Annotated in this window: 1 protein-coding gene and 1 pseudogene; both read right to left on the bottom strand. The window is 52.1% G+C overall.

Going from position 1 to position 3073, the window contains the following annotated elements; all coding sequences use genetic code 11:
• Positions 1-15 precede the first annotated feature (15 nt).
• Entirely contained in the window at positions 16-2487 is a 2472-nt protein-coding gene (gene hrpB, locus B3180_RS08175; RefSeq protein ID WP_278358411.1) for an ATP-dependent helicase HrpB, read from the bottom strand.
• A gap of 6 nt (positions 2488-2493) precedes the next feature.
• A pseudogene (locus B3180_RS08170) lies at positions 2494-3073 on the bottom strand (aminopeptidase PepB); the annotation flags it as partial.

The raw sequence follows: 3073 nt of genomic DNA, 5'->3' as shown, positions 1-3073 counted from the left end.
ACCACCGACTTTTAATCACTGCTGCTGCCTTTTGGTTTTAAACGTTGCGGTTGCATTCAATGGGTCTTCAGGCCACGGGTGCTTAGGATAGCGGCCACGCATCTCTTTACGCACATCGGCGTAAGCGTTCTGCCAAAAGCTGGAAAGGTCATTGGTGCGCTGCAACAACCGGCCAGCCGGCGAAAGAAGATCAACGGTTACAACTTGTCGATTATCGATAATTTTGGGTGACTCAGAAACACCAAACATTTCCTGCAATTTGACCTCAACCCGGGGGGTGTCGTCCAGATAATTTATAAACACTTTACGTTCTGTCGGAGTGTGCCACCATTCAGGACAAGCCGAATTCAGACGTTGCAGTTCTGAGTAGTCGAGAAAATAGCATAAAGCCTCATAAGGGTCCCACTGTTGCAGCTGTTTCAAAGACCGAACGCTCGTCCAGTAAGGTACAGCCCATTGCTCCAGGGTGCTCAGTAAGCACTCTGTCGTCATGTCATAAGAGAGCAGTTCTCCACCAACTTGTTGTAGCCAGTGTATTCGTCGCTGTAGCTGCTGTGACCGCCTGCTCCAGTTCAGCCTGTCCAGGCCATTCTCTCGCAGCCACAAACAGAAAGCTTGAGCCCTTTGCTCGTCATTTACAGGGGCATTACTGACTTTCTCGCTCAGCACTATAGCGCCTAACTTTTCACGAGTTATCTGCCGCAGCTGTTGCTTTTCACCGAACCACTCGCTTGTCTGGCTAACTTGCGGTGCAATCCCGGCCTTTTTTAAAAGTGGCATGATGTCGTCAATTGGTAACAGGCAGCGACTGCGCCCCAAGTTACTTTGCTCATTGAAGGTCACGTCAAAAATAACGGCCCAGGACGGCTGCTTAAGGCGGCTACTGTCGCCAGTGACCCGTCCGCCACAGGCTAATTGAAAGTCACCTCGGGTGGCATCAAACTTTGCCAACCGGTCGGGGTAACCCTGCAGCAAAGCTTCGCTAAGCCCGTCATCACCAATCTTGTCATGACTCCCGGACCAATCCGTTATCCCAAAGTAATTAAGCCAATAGCGCCAGCGCTGCTGCCACAAAGCAAACTGATTACGCTGCTGGAAATGCCCCCGGGTTCGCTCCGCCAAATCAACCGATTTAATACTGCTTTGTGGCTCTTCAATGGTTGCCAGAATACAAGCCATAGTCGCCTGCTGTTTTTCAGACAACTTTTTCGCGGCACTAGCCACAAGTAAGACTCTGGGATCTGAGCCGCCGAGTTCCAGTTGCCGGGCTTTGCTCGTTAACTGCCCATGCTCCAATAGGCCAGTACTGGTTAAAAAGTCGATAGCTGCAGCGCAATGTCCCGGTTCAGGCTGAGAAAACCAGGCCAGCTGCTTCACCTGAGAGCCCCAGCGCAGAACGTCCAGCATTAAGGCCGATAAATCCTGTGTCGCGACATCCGGCGGAGCGTACTCTGCAAAACCATGCTCATCGGAGCGCGACCACAAACGAAAACATTGCCCTGCCTGCTGACGCCCCGCACGGCCAGCACGTTGTGTCGCCGATGCTTTGGCAATACGTTGAGTCACCAACTGACTTAATCCGTACTGAGGCAGATATTGAGCCCGACGCTCGCGGCCACTGTCAACAACCACATCAATACCATCCAGCGTTAAGCTGGTTTCAGCAATATTGGTTGCCAGAATAATGCGCTTCTCGTCCGTCGCCTTTAATAACTGCCGCTGTTGTTGCAGCGGGATACGGCCATGCAGGGGTAAAATGAGTGTTGCCGGCCGGAATCGTTGGCTTAGTTCGCCTGCCACTTTTTGTATTTCATAGACACCAGGCAAGAACACCAAAACGCCTTTTTCAGCGACAGCAAAGGCCTCAACAACCACTTTGGGCAATTCAGTCAGCCATTGGGTGACATGAGACGGAGGACGGTAATGGTATTCAACCGGATAACTGCGGCCTTCGCTGCGCAGAACCTGAACTTTATCGCAGTAGTTTTCTAACCAGACCTTAAGACTTTCTGCCGGTAAGGTGGCTGACATAATCAGCAGGTTTAAGTCCGGACGTAGTGGCAGGGCATCAATAACCAGCGCCAGGCTCAAGTCACTGTGCAAATTGCGTTCGTGAAATTCATCGAAAATCAGAGTGCCAATGCCGCTAAGTTCAGGGTCATCCTGTAACCACCGCACCAACACGCCTTCCGTAATAATAAGTAACTGAGTTTCCTTACTGCGCTTGCTGTCGCCGCGCACCGTATAACCGACCTGCTCCCCCACCGACTCGCCCAACTGCTTAGCCAAATAATGAGCAATATTCAGCGCAGCAACACGCCGGGGCTGCAGCATGACAATAAGACCGTCATCGGCAACACCCTGCTGCAACAGAAATAGCGGAAGTTGTGTGGATTTACCGGCACCGGGCGGTGCCTCAATAACGACACGTGCTGCCGGAAAGGCTTTTGCCAGCTCCGGCAGTACGCTTTCAATTGGCAAGATCATGCCAAATTAATCACCTTGTACGGTTGCGGCTATGGTACGCACACCGGCAGCGGTTGCACCTGTCGCCCACATAGAGGTCGCTGATTTTTGATAAGCACCCGCTAAGTCAAAGTGCAGCCAACCCTTGCCTTTATTCGGAGCGAAACGCAGTAAAAAGCCAGCGGCATTACTTGCACCACCGGCACCACCACCTTTTTGTGGACGGCTGTTTGCCGTATCAGCAAAAGGCGACGGGCAGTTTTCACTGTGCCACGGAGCCAGAGGCAAACGCCACAACAGCTCATTTTCTTTATCCGCATTAGCCAATGCTTTAGTGGCAGCCACTTCATCCACACTAAACAGCGCGTTGTATTCATTACCAACCGCCATTTGCGCGGCGCCGGTCAGCGTTGCCGCATCAATAATCTGTTTCGCACCAAACTCGCCCGCGGCTTGTAAGCCATCGGCCAGCACCAGTCGACCTTCTGCATCGGTATTCACAACTTCAACGGTCAGGCCGTTTTTATAGCGAATAATGTCGCCCAACTTGTAAGCACGGCCATCAATCATGTTTTCAGCGCAGCAGAGCAGCAGCTTCACGCGCTTA

Source organism: Idiomarina sp. UBA4206 (assembly GCF_002383015.1).
Lineage (GTDB): Bacteria > Pseudomonadota > Gammaproteobacteria > Enterobacterales > Alteromonadaceae > Idiomarina > Idiomarina abyssalis.
This window is presented reverse-complemented; position numbering and strand designations above follow the sequence as displayed.